The following is a 13,121-nucleotide window of genomic DNA, read 5'->3' on the forward strand; positions in this document are numbered from 1 at the left end:
GATACGTGGAGCCGTATAAAAATCAAATCATACGAACCGGTGGAGGCGCCACTGCTTACGCGTACACAGTTCATACATACGTATGCCCCGAGCCACGCGATGGGTCGGTTACGGGCCGCGCGGCCGTTACCCGTGCAAGCGATACACGGAACCTGACAAACGGCCTATCGATCGCCGTTCCATACCCGAGTATGAAACTCCGATATGCATGTGGGATCGCCAGCATCGCTTTGTATGCTGGTTTCGTGAATTCCAAGCCGTTATCTTGAAGCATGGCCGACGCTATCTCTAGCCGTATGCGGTCACCGGTAAATGCTCTCATTGGACATGCTAATCATGTTGAGGATACCTACCATCGACGATGGCGCACTGCCTGGTCAAGACGTTCTCGATCGCGGCGCGTCGAATGCAGACCATATAACGTCGGCTGAAGTCATGTCCGGCACCTATGCACTCTTCGCCCTCGATTGCATGTCGCCCGCAGCAATTGGGCACGCTGTGCTATCCGCAATCCGCACCATAGGTCTCGATACGCTGGTGCTCGATGCCGACGTGATGTCGAAGGTGGAAGAGCGTATCCGGGGGTTGCGCGCCCTGGGTGCCGGCCACCTTGATCAGTCGAAAGTGGGAGCGGCGCCACGAACCAAACGTCCCGATCAGGCTGTCGAGACCGCCTTGCGGATCGGGCCGCTTGAGCTTGATCTTCTGAAACGCGAGGCAACACATAGTGGCCATACCCTCGATTTACGACCCACCGCCTTACGCGTGCTCGAGTGTCTGATGCGCCGTGCCGATCAGGTGGTTACTCGAACGGTCATTTTCGAAGACGTGTGGAATTGCCATTTCGATCCGCATACGAACCGGATCGACGTCCATGTCGGACAGTTGCGAAGGCTGCTAGCCGCCAGAAGTACGAGCCCACGTATCCATACGTTCCGGGGCGCGGGCTACATGCTCCGATGAGATTTCCATACGAATGCCATGAACGCTATTGTTCTGATCGCACTGCGCCGCCCGCTGACCTTTGTCGTGTTGGGCATTCTGATCGTGTTATTCGGCGCGATGGCCGTACGCAAAACGCCAACCGATATTTTCCCCGACATCAAGATTCCCGTTGTCGCCGTGGTGTGGACTTACAACGGGCTGTCGCCGCAGGATATGTCCGGCCGTGTGATTTACTACTATGAACGCGCCCTGACCGCGACGGTGGACAACATCGAGCACATCGAAAGTCAGTCGCTCTATGGACGTGGCATCGTCAAGATATTTTTCCAGCCCGGCACCGACATCGCCGCGGCGCAAGCGCAGATCACTTCGATTTCCCAAACGGTGTTGAAGCAGTTACCTGCAGGCATCACACCGCCGCAGGTCCTGTCGTATAGCGCCTCTGACGTTCCGGTGCTCGACCTGCAGGTATCCGCAACGGGGTTGACCGCGGCGCAAGTCTACGACCTGGCCTCAAACCTGATCCGGCCGCAACTGGTCGCCGTACCCGGCGCCGCCATTCCCGCGCCATACGGTGGTACGGCACTGAACGTCGAAATCGATCTGGACCAGACCAAGCTGATGGCACACGGCCTGTCTGCGGTGGATGTCGGCAATGCATTGAAGTCCCAGAACGTCGTGCTGCCGGCGGGCGACCAGAAAATCGGCGCGCTCGATTTTCTGGTCGAAACGAACGCGAGCCCGTTGGAAGTCGCCACGTTCAACAATCTGCCAGTCAAGACCGTCAACGACGTGACGGTTTATCTGCGCGATGTTGCGTATGTCCACAGTGGCTCGCCACCGCAGATCAATGCGGTCTTGGTGAAGGGAAAGCAGGCGGTGTTGATCCAGATCCTCAAGAGCGGCAATGCCTCGACGCTGCAGGTCGTGAGCGGTATCAAGAAGGTGCTGCCGGGGATCATCCGCACGCTGCCGCCCGGCGTGCAGATCACCACGTTGAATGACGCATCAGGTTTCGTGCGCGACTCGGTGAAAGAGGTGGTACAGGAAATGATCACCGCCGCCATCCTGACCGGTTTGACCGTACTGCTTTTTCTAGGCAGCTGGCGCGCCACCCTGATCGTTGCCACCTCCATTCCACTGGCCATTCTCTGCTCAGTGCTGGCGCTTTCGTGGTGCGGACAAACGATCAACATCATGACTCTCGGCGGACTTGCACTTGCAGTTGGGATCCTCGTTGACGATGCAACTGTCATGATCGAAAACATCGATGCTCACCTCGAGGCCGGTGCGGAACTCGAACCAGGCATCATCACCGCCGCAAACCAGATCGTCGTACCGACCTTTGTCGCCACCTTGTGCATCTGCATCGTCTGGTTGCCGTTATTCCAGCTGGGCGGGGTCGCAGGTTATCTGTTCCTGCCGCTCGCCGAAGCCATCATCTTTGCGATGATCGCGTCGTTCATTCTTTCGCGCACCCTCGTGCCTACGATGGCAGCGTACCTGCTACGCGCCCAGGTCGAGCAACACAAGCGCGGACATACGGAGAATCCGGGTGTATTTACGCGCTTCCAGCGCGGCTTCGAACAGCGCTTCACACAGTTTCGCGTGCGGTATCGCGCCACGCTCACGCGCGTCGTCATGCAACGGCGGCGCTTCGTGACTGTGTTCTCCCTTTGCGCATTTGCATCGCTCGGCCTCCTGGGTTTTCTCGGACGCGATTTTTTCCCGGGCATCAAATCGGGAGAGATCGATATGCATATGCGGGCGCCGGTCGGCACGCGTCTCGAGGACGCGTCCAAGATCGCCGTCCTCGTCAATGCATCGATCCGAAAGATCCTGCCCGGCGAGGTCACCAACGTACTGGACAACTGCGGTCTGCCCGTCAGCGGTATCAACGAAGCGTATAGCTCGACAGGCACGATAGGACCGCAGGATTGCGATATAACAGTGAGCCTCAGGAGCAACCGCTCGCCCGTCGACGACTACCGCTTCAAGCTGCGACGCGAACTGCCCACACTATTCCCGGGGACGGCCTTCACGTTCCTGCCCGGCGACATCACCGCGAAGATTCTCAACTTCGGACTGCCCGCACCGATCGACGTGCAGATATCCGGCAGTTCACAAGCGGAGAATTTTGCCTACGCACAAGCCATGGCCGCACGCCTGCGCCGTATTCCTGGGAGTGCCGACGTCAACATCCAGCAGGTGATCAACCAGCCTACCTTGAAGATCGCCGCGTCCCGCTCGTTTGCGTCCGGTATCAACCTCACCGAAGCCGATATCGCCAACAACGCGCTCACGACTCTGTCCGGTAGCGGGCAGACCGCTCCAACCTACTGGCTCGATACGGCCGCTGGCGTGTCACACCTCGTGAATCTCCAGACACCGCAGGACGAGTTGAGCTCGGTGAACGATCTGGAAACCATTCCGATCGACGGAGAAAGCGCTGGCGGAGGCGACAACGGCCCACAGCTTCTAGGCGCGCTTAGCCGCATCAGTCAGACCGGTACGCCGCTGCTGGCGTCCCACTACAGCATCCTGCCGGTGATCGATATCTTCGTGAGCAATCAACGGCGCGACCTGGGTGCGGTGCAAGACGCGGTAGCTCGCGTCGTCGCAAGCATGAGCCATGAGGTCCCGCGAGGCGCCAGCGTACACCTGCACGGTCAGGGGCAGACCATGCGTAGCGCGTATGCCCAATTGATTGCGGGACTCGCCCTCTCGATCCTGCTCGTTTATCTCGTCATTGTCGTCAATTTCCAGTCATGGCTGGATCCCTTCATCATCATCACCGCCTTGCCTGCCGCATTGGCCGGGATCGTCTGGAGCCTCTTCCTGACCAATACGACGCTATCCGTACCCGCGCTGACCGGCGCCATCATGTGTATGGGCACTGCCACGGCCAATTCGATTCTCGTGGTTTCGTTCGCCCGTGAGCGCCTTGCCGAACACGGCAACGCCGTCGAGGCCGCGATCGAGGCGGGATTCGCCCGTATCCGACCGGTTTTGATGACCGCGCTCGCCATGATCATCGGCATGCTGCCCATGTCCTTCAGCAATACCCAGAACGCGCCGCTAGGACGCGCCGTCATCGGCGGTCTGCTGTGCGCAACCTTCGCCACCCTACTGTTCGTGCCTTGTGTCTTTGCACTCTTGCACCGTGACAGACGCACTGAAATGGAGTCGCACGGATGAACGCGAATCAGGATGTTTCGCTCGCGCGCCGTATCCCGTCCTGGCTGCTAGCCGTGGTGGCTGCTCTGCTGGCCGCTGGGCTCGTCATCTTCGGTATCGCCCGGCGAGCTAACAACGTTGCAGACCTTCACAACGTCGCCGCCGAGGAATCGATCCCGCAGGTCCAGGTCATCTCGCCCGCTCCCGGACCCGCGACACGCTCAATCACGCTGCCCGGCACCATCAAAGCCTGGTCCTACGCGCCGATCTACGCGCAAGTATCAGGCTACGTGGTCAAATGGCTCAAGGATTATGGTGCTCCGGTAAAGGCCGGCGAGCTGCTCGCCACGGTTGACGCGCCCGCTGTGGACGAGCAGTACGAGAGCGCTCTCGCGGACCTGGAGGTTGCGGAAACGAACTACCAACTGGCAACAGTCACTGCCGCTCGTTGGACCGCGCTCGCCGATACCCAGGCGGTCTCGCAACAGGAAGTGGATGTGAAGGTCGCGGACGCAGCGGCGCAGAAGGCGCAGGTCCATGCGGCCCAGCATAAGGTTGCACGCTTCAAGGTACTCGAGGGTTTCAAGAACATCATTGCTCCGTTCGACGGCGTAGTCACGTCACGCAACACCGACGTGGGCAATTACGTCAACGCGGCTGGCGGCGACGTCGGCACACGCGGCTCGGCGGATGAGTTGTTCAGCGTCGCGGACATTCACGAGATGCGTGTTTTCGTTTCGGTACCCCAGGATTACTCCGGAATGCTCGAGCCCGGCCTCACCGCCACACTCACGTTGCCGCAATATCCCAACCGGGAGTTCAAGGCGTCTTTCGACACCACCGCAAATGCATTCAATCCGCAAACACGCACCGTTGTCACGGAACTGCTCATGCCCAACCCCGATCATCTGATCTGGCCGGGCACGTATGCAGATGTGCATTTCGTCGCGCCGATGGATCGCAACGTACTCGTCGTGCCCGAGCAGGCATTGCTGTTTCGCGCCGAAGGCATGCAGGTCGCTTTGGTCGGCAGCAACGATACGGTGCATCTGCAAAACGTCAAACTCGGTCGCAATTTGGGTCAGACCGTCGAGATCGTGTCCGGTTTGAAACGCTCCGACCGGCTGATTCTCAGTCCATCGGCAGGCATCCTCGAAGGAGAACAGGTACGCATCACTGCTGGCGTGCCCGGTATTGCGCCTGAAACAAAGTTCCGGCCCACCGTGGCCGACACGGCTAGCATGACCGATATGCAGCGCGCGAAGGTCCAGGCCGCAACAGATAACGGTGACCAATGATGCGGTGCCCTCGATCCTCCTTGCGGATCGCCGCTTGGGCAGCATTGGCACTGCTTAACGGCTGCGATCTGGCGCCGGTCTACACACCGCCGCAGACACTGCTGCCGGAGCAATATCAGGGCTCGCGGCCATTCATCATGGCGCGCCCACAGGACCAACTCCTGCACGGCCCGTGGTGGCAGATGTTCGGCGACGCGCAATTGAACCAGCTTGAGACCCAGCTCGATGCATCCAACCCCGATCTGCAAGCCGCCGAGCAATCCTATACGCAGGCCCGCGATGTTGTAGCGGAGGCCCGCTCGGGACTCTTCCCCCAACTGAGCACACAGGCCTTTGTGTCCGGGAACAAGGAATCTGCTCACACGCTGTTCCACAGCGACAACGGCGCCGAGCAGCAGGCATCAAATGGATATGGAGCAGCGGCGGTCTGGGAACCTGACTTCTGGGACCAGATCCATAACAGCGTCAAGCAAGCGAAGGCGGATGCACAAGGAGTGGCTGCGGAGGTTGCGTCGGCACGCTTAAGCCTTGAAATAGAACTGGCGAACGACTACATGGTGATTCACGGCCTCGATGCCGAACACGCCGTCTATGTGCAAACGATCAAGCTCTATCAGAACGCCGTCGAGATCGTGCAGATGCGTCTCGCCGGCAAGATCTCCTCTGGCCTCGACGTCGCCCGGGCGCAGAATCAGCTCGCGTCAGCTCAGGCTGCGGACACCGACGTAGAGGCACAGCGCGCCGTTCTTGTGCATGCTGTCGCCGTACTGGCGGGCGTAAATCCATCAACCTTCACATTGCCGGTATTGACGAACGCATCTATCGCGATCCCGACAGTACCGGTCGGCATACCTTCCGAACTGCTGCAAAGACGACCCGATATCGCTCAGGCCGAACGTGCAATGGCTGCAGCGAACGCCGCCATTGGCGTGGCGCGCGCCGCGTTCTACCCGAACATTCGCCTTAGCGCCTCGGCGGGTTTCGAGGACACCGGTTTTGCTCTGGCATCGTTACCTAACAGCCTGTGGGCGGTTGGCGCATCCGCCATGCTGCCCATCTTCGAGGGAGGTCTGCGTAGAGCCGAATTGCAACAAAGCCGGTCGGTATTCACTCAAACCACGGATCGCTACCGCTCAGTTGTCCTCGACGCTTTCCGCCAGGTGGAAGACCAACTGGTGTTGACGGATAAACTCGCCACCGAGGCGGCACAACAGCAGCAGGCACTACAGGCGGCGGTGACGGTACAGCACATCGCCTTGAACCTCTACACAGGCGGCCTCGACAACTACCTGAATGTGACAGTCGCGCAAATCGCGGCGTTGACCGCCCAGATAGCCGAAGTGCAGGTAGGAACCCGGCGTTTGCAAACGGCAGTGGCGCTGATCGGAGCGTTAGGCGGTGGATGGGCTTCTTCAGATCTTCCTACCGAAGATCAAACCGTACCGTTTAGTCCGCTACACCTGCACGAAGACGACTAGTTCTGCGCTGGGTAAAGAACTACGGTTGACCCAAGGCCACGCTGAGATAGTGTTCCAGGGCGACACCATCGACGGGTTTCTCAAGAAGCGCTAACGCACCGTTCGCGATTACCGTCGCACGAAGAGTGGCTGTCGGAAACGCGGTGACAAAAATCGTGGGCAATGCGTAGCCAAGCTGCCGGAGACGATCATGCATTTCGATGCCGGACATATTCGGCATGCGTACATCGGAGATGAGGCACGCAGTATCGGCGATCTGCCCAGACCGCAAAAAGGCCTCCGCCGATGCGAATATGTTTGCCTGCCAGCCGAGCGAGCGCACCAAGGCAGAGGTTGCTATGCAGACGGCTTCATCGTCGTCCACAATGGAAATTATCTGAGCGATATGCACGCCACGGACCTCGCCCTTCGAGTGAAATAGTGCAAATACAGGGGGCTGTGTACCCTACGCGACTACGCCGACTAGCGTCATGCCTTGACACGCTGCGCGGAAATCACGCTAACGTACACACCGGGCAGAGACAAATCGCCGATCAAATAGCTGCCACGGACGGCCAGACAAATAGGAGGGAGGCCCGGCGGTGTTTTCCTGTGCACCAAACCCGTTGGATGCGTGCCGTGTTTCATCAACAGTATTCCAAACAATCACCTTACGCCATGCTACGAGTGGATGCGAGAATCCAAACCCTGGTTTGCATGGCTCATACTCGCGTATATTCGGCAAAACCAGCGTAGCGTGTGTCACGCCTCGCTCAATGAGACTTTGGTTGGCTAGGCGCGAGGTGAATCGCTTCGGCTTTCCTAACCAGTTCGGCAACTGAGCGCGATTCCATTTTCTTCATCATTTGTCCACGATGAATTTTCACCGTGATCTCGCTCAAGTTCATTTCCGACGCAATTTGCTTGTTCATCAAGCCGGCCAGCACAAAACCGAGCACATCCCGCTCGCGGGGCGTCAGAGAATCGTAAGAATGGCGTACCCCTGCGAGTGATTGCTCTATCGCGATACGCTCGCCATCGTGTTTCAACGCTTCGCCGACAGCGTCCAACATATCCTGATCACGAAAGGGCTTCGGGAAAAAGTCGCGCGCGCCCGCTTTCATCGCCCTGACAGACATTTCAATGTCGCCGTGTCCTGTAATGAACAGAACAGGAATCTGCAAGCCGTTCTTTGCGATCTCCTGCTGAAACGTGAGACCGCTTTCCCCACGCAGCCTGACGTCGAGAATCAGGCAGCTCGGGGCAGCATATTTCGGAAAAGCCAAGAAATCCTTCGGTGTTTCGAATGCTTCTACGCGCAATCCGACCGAGCGTAATAGCCCACCCAGCGCGATTCGCATCGACTCGTCGTCGTCCAGAATGTACACAACCGGAGAATTGTTCGCGTTGCTACCCGCACTGTTGCCCTGCTGCGGAGTCGAAACCGCTCCCGAAATCATCTCGTACTCCTTTGAACAGTGAATGCTGTGCGACAAGATCCAATCTCATTTCCTGACGCGCTGAGCCATTAGAAAATGGCAGTGGCATCCATCATTATGGCGTCGCCACGCCATAAGGCGCAAACGAATTGCGTCGAAAATCGCTGCCCGGAAATGACGTGGAAATCGCAGCGTGTCTTGTCTGATGTTTGTGCGCGATACCACGTGTTCGGAGTGCACACCTACCATTCAGCGGAAGGTTGTCGTTCCTGCAAGACAGTGGAAACTATAGGCCGCTGCGCATTGACCGTTGAGCTATCTGCGGCGCCCCGCTAGCACCGAGCGCACAGGCTCACAAGCTTTCATGAGTACTACGACTGCCTGTCAATTGTGGAACATGGAATCGAAAGGAAGCGCCACACCGAACACCAAGGTCCGCCTCAATACAACCGCCGTGAGCCTCGATAATCGATTTACAAATGGAGAGCCCCATTCCCATTCCGGAGTCTTTCGTCGTGTAAAACGACTCGAAGAGTGCAAGCGCCGACTCGGCCGCGATACCGGGCCCCGTATCGGACACGGTGACCCACAACGTATTGTCGTTGTCGATGCTGGTCTTGATCTCGATGCTCTTTTCCCTGCCGACGACCGCGCTCATCGCCTCGCACGCATTGACCACCAGATTCATGAGTACCTGCTGCAGCAGAATCCGATCGCCTCGCACCATCAGGCTTCCCGAGCCAAAATTTCCGCGCACCGCGATGGCGCCGCACCGCAACTGCGCCTGGACCAATCCCAGCACTTCACGTATCGCCTCATTCATGTCCATCTTGTCGAGCCGGAGCGGCGCCTTTTTTGCCATGGCACGCAGGCTGGTCACGATATTGGCTGCCCTCACACTGTCGGCTGAGATCTGGTCCAGCATCGCGCGCGCCTCTTCGAGGTTCGGCACCTCCCGATTGAGCCATCGCAACGCCGCTCGCGCACATGTCCCGACAGCACTCAGGGGTTGACTGACCTCATGAACGATAGAGGCAACCAGCTCTCCCATTGCCGTCAATCTCGCCACCTTGTCGAGTTTTTCCTGCGTCTCGCGAAGATGACTTTCTGCGGCAGCACGCATGAGGTTTTCCGCTTCAAGGTCCTCATAGAGCCGGGCATTCTCCAATGAGATTGCCGCCTGTGAAGCGAGTACCTCCAGCATCTGCACCCTTTCCACGGTAAAAATGCCTGGGATCAGGCTGTTCTCCATATACAGCAATCCGGCCAGTGTTCCCTGTTTGACCAGCGGCACGCACAGGATCGACCGTGACTGATGCCCCACGATATACGCATCTCTCCCATAGCAGGGGTCCTCTCTGGCGTCGTGAAGTACGAGAGATTCTCTCGTCCTGAGCGTCGAGCAGGCAACGGATGTGGGAAGGACCTCGAGCGATACCACATCGCTCTCCATTTTCACGTCGATACTGCTCCGGGAATACGTCGCCTGGGCCGCGACGTTCAGTATTCCATCCACAAGAAGACACAACACGGCGCGATCGGCTCCGGCGTATTGCAACGCGTTGTCGACAAGAACGTGAATTAGCTTGGCGAGTGATATCTCGCTCGACAACGCCTGGGCCGCACAAAGCACCGCGCGGGCGTCGAACTGGTGCTCACTCATTTGATGCGCAGGCGGCGGGAAACCCAGGTGCGAAGGGGTTGTTCCCATGGTTAGACCCGGCAATCATAATTTTAATTTTCCAGTACTCCTTTATATACCCCAGCTCTCGCACCGGCTATCTTCTTCGAACAGGCGCGGCAGAGCAAGAGCAATCAGGTTCACACAGGGTTGCTTTGTGAGCAACATCTCATTCGATGAGAAGATCTGGTGCTTCCCCCTCGTGAAGACATACCAAGGGATAGACTGGCCTACTCGCACGCACTACCTTTCTACACTTCGTCGGTGTTGAGATAAGGAATGGCCGGGTAAAAGCGTATTTCCATGCATGACCGGCTTAATCTACTCTCGAGAGCAATTGGGTTCGGCAATAAAGTTGGCCTGATCGAAGGCCATCAAAGAAAGCACATGCTCAAGAGTCTTTGACGCTTTCAATACTCATTGGGGCCACGGTGAAAACAAACAAAATATTGCTGTCCGAAGCACTCGTCTATGTTGTGGACGACGATGTTTCAATTCGCAGCGGTCTCTCCAGCCTCCTGCGTTCTGAGGGCATCCAGGTGCGCACCTTCGAGTCATCGGACGCCTTTCTGAGCACGGAACTGCCCGACGTTCCGAGTTGTCTGATCCTGGATGTGCGCTTGCGCGGCGCCAGCGGCTTGACGCTGCAACAGGAAGCGCTTCGCGAAGGCATTCGCCTGCCGATCATCTTTCTAACCGCCCACGGCGACATCGCCATGTCGGTTCAAGCGATGAAAGCGGGTGCTTTCGACTTCCTCACCAAGCCGTTTCGCGACCAGCATATGCTGGATACGGTGTCTGCTGCGCTCCAGCGGGATGACGAATTGCGCGCTCAAGAACGACTCGTCGCGGACATCCAGAGCAAGTATGAAACGCTTACTCCCCGGGAAAAGGAGGTCGTCGCCTTTGTTGCCGAAGGGTTGATGAACAAGCAGATTGCCGACCGGATGGGGTTAAGCGAGGTCACGGTGAAGATCCATCGCGCACAAGCCATGCGAAAGATGGAGGCCCGTGCCATGCCCGATCTTGTCAGGAAGCTTCAGCGCGTTGCCGTGCAGAACCAGGGCGCGCCGAAGGCGCGATAACAATGTGCGCAAGCTTTCGTTTGCATGATAGGTCTAACGCGAACGTATTATTGCTCCGGAGCCCAACCGCAGATACGTTTAGGCTGCGGCCAACGTAGTCGCTGAAATCCTCTTCGGCGTGGGCCCTCCTACAAGATGAAATCTCACTCGCTTCCTGCCGTTATCGCCGTGGTCGACGATGACGAATCAGTCAGACTCGCGATAGCCAGTCTGCTGAGATCATGCGGATGGACCGTATGCACCTATGCCTCCGGCGGCGAACTGTTGGCCGGTATCGACGAAAGCAAGTTCTGCCTCGTCGTCGCAGACGTTCAGATGCCCGAAATGGACGGATTCGCGCTCGTCAGGAAACTCGCCGTGCGAAGACCAGACATCCCGGTCGTTTTTGTTACCGCGTATGCGACTTCGGACATGGCCGAGAGAACCATCATGGCAGGCGCGGTCGGCTTTTTCACAAAACCGCTGGACGACGTCCTATTCCTGTTCCGTGTTGCGGAGATCGCCGGCACAGCGCCGCGCTGACGACCATACACCAAAGTATTAACAGGCAAGACAAAGATGGTGTATAGGCATCCGCTTGTAGCATGGTTTATCTCCGGATTAAGAAGTACCTTTAATACAACGCGGTGCGTAGCAGGCGGTCTCCCGAATCCTCGAGCATGACGCAGCACCCACGTGACAGCGTACGCACAGAGTCTGATCAGTCTCCCCTCCGAAAAGATCGTATTGGGGTGCGCCCGTTCGGACACCGGCAACGTATTAACGACTGATTCAGGGTGAAACCATGTCGACGTCAATCACGCTTCTCGCCAACGGGTACCTCGAAGTTCTCTGCACCGATCCTTGGCTCTCTCCGCTGCGCCGCCATTACATCATCCGGCGCGTGGTGGATTATGCGTCTATCTGCATTCAATAGCGCCAGTGAGTCACGCGCCTCGAAACAACGCTGTTTGCCCTTACGTTGGCCAACTCAATCATCTTATCGGTGAGGTTTAGCATGCTTTGGCAAGACCCTTTTGAGCTCACGCGATCGGACCGCGCGGCTGGGCGGATTTCCACGATCACCTGGAATACTCGCCGCGGTATCTACGAAAGTGAGGAACTCGCTCACGAGCGTACGCCCAGTCTGGGGACGTTCACGCTGTCGGTAGTGGCCTTCACGGCAATCTGGTCGTTGTGCGAATTGCCGCTGGAGGTATTGAGCAGCCGGACGCCTCTCGAGAGCGCCGCGTGCATTGCGGGGAAACTGATCTGGCTATGTTTGACGCTCTGTGCGTTGTCCGGCAGTCGGGCGGCCAAAGCTGCCTTCGTGTTTTGCTGTGGCGTAAGCACGTTTTCCATTGCTACCGGGCTGGCGGCAGAACAGCAGTTCTTCGCGGTTGGATTTTGCCTGTTGGCGGTCGAGTGCGCATTAAAAGCCGCCGCGTTCATCCTGATCGTCTGGCCGGCTGTGCGACGGGTTGTCCAATAGGCGGCAAGTTGCACTCTTCGCTCAACCCGCCCCGGCCGGATTGGAGCAATTGGATTGCTCTTCCAGACTTGCCACGGGTTACCTCGATGTCGAATCATCAAGATGCGAAAAGCGGCGTTTTCGGAAGCGGCAGCGACGGAAGACAGCCTGGGTCGTACGAGTCTGAAGCTTTGAGATGTATCCTCGGTTTACGGCAGATCAACTAGGTAAAATTGGCCGCTTCGGAACCACGGAGCATTGGAAAGCAGGCGAGGTGATGTTCGAAACCGGTCAACCAGACACCGGAATGCGCGCCCTGATCAAAGGGACCGCTCGACTCAGCAGGCGCGATGGCCTCGGTCGCACGCAACTCCCCGTAGAACTGACCGATGGACAGTTTCTAGGCGAAACTGCCCAATTGACAAGAACGCCCGCTTTGGCCGATGGTCATGCGGTGACCGACATTGAAGCACTTTTGATTCCGCCACACGGAATCCGGGCGTTGCTGGTGGCAGAAGTGCTACTGGGCGAAGCAATCATTCAGTCGTACATCTTGCGGCGCGTCAGAATGGTTCGGAACGGCAGCGGG

General features: G+C 57.9%; 10 protein-coding genes and 1 pseudogene. 8 read left to right on the plus strand and 3 right to left on the minus strand.

All coding sequences use genetic code 11. From position 1 onward, the window contains the following. Positions 1–336 precede the first annotated feature (336 nt). The 4 genes from P3T40_RS39545 to P3T40_RS39560 are packed head-to-tail and all read left to right on the plus strand — an operon-like array spanning position 337 to position 6,898. Positions 337–963 carry a winged helix-turn-helix domain-containing protein gene (locus tag P3T40_RS39545; protein ID WP_429273121.1) on the plus strand — a complete coding sequence of 209 codons (627 nt, stop codon included), beginning with the start codon at positions 337–339 and terminating at the stop codon, positions 961–963. A gap of 18 nt (positions 964–981) precedes the next feature. Beyond that, positions 982–4,143 (plus strand): efflux RND transporter permease subunit, encoded by a 3,162-nt coding sequence (locus P3T40_RS39550; protein WP_429273122.1) that lies wholly within the window; start codon positions 982–984, stop codon positions 4,141–4,143. Further along, positions 4,140–5,420 carry an efflux RND transporter periplasmic adaptor subunit gene (locus tag P3T40_RS39555; protein ID WP_429273123.1) on the plus strand — a complete coding sequence of 427 codons (1,281 nt, stop codon included), beginning with the start codon at positions 4,140–4,142 and terminating at the stop codon, positions 5,418–5,420. Before P3T40_RS39550 ends, P3T40_RS39555 begins: the two co-directional genes overlap by 4 nt. Before the next feature lie 20 nt (positions 5,421–5,440). After that, positions 5,441–6,898: an efflux transporter outer membrane subunit gene (locus tag P3T40_RS39560; RefSeq protein WP_429273124.1), complete on the plus strand. Its 1,458-nt coding sequence runs from the start codon at positions 5,441–5,443 to the stop codon at positions 6,896–6,898. Between the two features lie 19 nt (positions 6,899–6,917). Here the strand turns inward: P3T40_RS39560 and P3T40_RS39565 are convergent, their stop codons facing one another. The 3 genes from P3T40_RS39565 to P3T40_RS39575 all read right to left on the minus strand — a co-directional run bounded on the left by P3T40_RS39565 (position 6,918) and on the right by P3T40_RS39575 (position 9,979). Continuing rightward, positions 6,918–7,289, minus strand: a complete 372-nt coding sequence (locus P3T40_RS39565; protein WP_429273125.1) for a response regulator transcription factor — start codon at positions 7,287–7,289, stop codon at positions 6,918–6,920. Between the two features lie 361 nt (positions 7,290–7,650). Next, on the minus strand, positions 7,651–8,337 hold the full coding sequence (locus tag P3T40_RS39570) for a response regulator transcription factor (protein ID WP_429273126.1): 687 nt from the start codon (positions 8,335–8,337) through the stop codon (positions 7,651–7,653). 331 nt (positions 8,338–8,668) lie between these two features. Then, positions 8,669–9,979, minus strand: coding sequence for a GAF domain-containing sensor histidine kinase (locus tag P3T40_RS39575; RefSeq protein WP_429273127.1), 1,311 nt, complete (start codon positions 9,977–9,979; stop codon positions 8,669–8,671). 419 nt (positions 9,980–10,398) lie between these two features. Here P3T40_RS39575 and P3T40_RS39580 point away from each other — a divergent pair, with 419 nt between their 5' ends. From P3T40_RS39580 to P3T40_RS39595, 4 genes and pseudogenes are all read left to right on the plus strand, one after another. After that, positions 10,399–11,082, plus strand: coding sequence for a response regulator transcription factor (locus P3T40_RS39580; RefSeq protein WP_429273128.1), 684 nt, complete (start codon positions 10,399–10,401; stop codon positions 11,080–11,082). A 135-nt stretch (positions 11,083–11,217) separates the two neighbouring features. Then, positions 11,218–11,604: a response regulator transcription factor gene (locus P3T40_RS39585; protein ID WP_429273129.1), complete on the plus strand. Its 387-nt coding sequence runs from the start codon at positions 11,218–11,220 to the stop codon at positions 11,602–11,604. A gap of 475 nt (positions 11,605–12,079) precedes the next feature. After that, on the plus strand, positions 12,080–12,553 hold the full coding sequence (locus tag P3T40_RS39590; protein WP_429273130.1) for a hypothetical protein: 474 nt from the start codon (positions 12,080–12,082) through the stop codon (positions 12,551–12,553). A 175-nt stretch (positions 12,554–12,728) separates the two neighbouring features. Continuing rightward, a pseudogene (locus P3T40_RS39595) lies at positions 12,729–13,028 on the plus strand (cyclic nucleotide-binding domain-containing protein); the annotation flags it as partial. Positions 13,029–13,121 lie beyond the last annotated feature (93 nt).

The sequence above is a fragment of the Paraburkholderia sp. EB58 genome (assembly GCF_050436665.1).
Taxonomy (GTDB): Bacteria; Pseudomonadota; Gammaproteobacteria; order Burkholderiales; family Burkholderiaceae; genus Paraburkholderia.

Coding starts and splice junctions, on each gene's coding strand:
- P3T40_RS39585 (WP_429273129.1), top strand. CDS start 11,218: ATGAAATCTCACTCGCTTCCTGCCGTTATCGCCGTGGTCGACGATGAC.
- P3T40_RS39570 (WP_429273126.1), bottom strand. CDS start 8,337: ATGATTTCGGGAGCGGTTTCGACTCCGCAGCAGGGCAACAGTGCGGGT.
- P3T40_RS39590 (WP_429273130.1), top strand. CDS start 12,080: ATGCTTTGGCAAGACCCTTTTGAGCTCACGCGATCGGACCGCGCGGCT.
- P3T40_RS39545 (WP_429273121.1), top strand. CDS start 337: ATGTTGAGGATACCTACCATCGACGATGGCGCACTGCCTGGTCAAGAC.
- P3T40_RS39555 (WP_429273123.1), top strand. CDS start 4,140: ATGAACGCGAATCAGGATGTTTCGCTCGCGCGCCGTATCCCGTCCTGG.
- P3T40_RS39575 (WP_429273127.1), bottom strand. CDS start 9,979: ATGAGTGAGCACCAGTTCGACGCCCGCGCGGTGCTTTGTGCGGCCCAG.
- P3T40_RS39550 (WP_429273122.1), top strand. CDS start 982: ATGAACGCTATTGTTCTGATCGCACTGCGCCGCCCGCTGACCTTTGTC.